The sequence below is a fragment of the Pseudoalteromonas sp. GW168-MNA-CIBAN-0100 genome, assembly GCF_040309225.1.
In the GTDB taxonomy this organism is placed as follows: domain Bacteria; phylum Pseudomonadota; class Gammaproteobacteria; order Enterobacterales; family Alteromonadaceae; genus Pseudoalteromonas; species Pseudoalteromonas arctica.
Genome location: NZ_JBEOOL010001052.1, coordinates 1 through 239, shown reverse-complemented (window position 1 = coordinate 239; position 239 = coordinate 1). Strand labels below are relative to the sequence as shown.

General features: G+C 41.4%; 1 pseudogene. It reads left to right on the top strand.

What is annotated here, in order from left to right:
- Window positions 1-239, top strand: a pseudogene (locus AAEY62_RS24570) (TonB-dependent receptor family protein); the annotation flags it as partial.

Below are 239 nucleotides of genomic sequence, written 5' to 3'. Positions count from 1 at the left end.
GCCTAATAGCTCAACAGGTATGCTTGATGCTGCCTTAGGTAGCGATGGCTACTATAAAGGCCATGCTTATTTTGCCAAAGAAAAAAACAATACCGCGGGTTTAATTGAAGTATTTACCTACGGCGCAGATGGGTTTAAAGACCTGCCAGTTGGCGATGACAACACTGGCTTTGAAAAAACTGATTTACTATTAAAGTTAGGCCATACATTTGGTAAAAATGACGCGCATAACCTTGAGC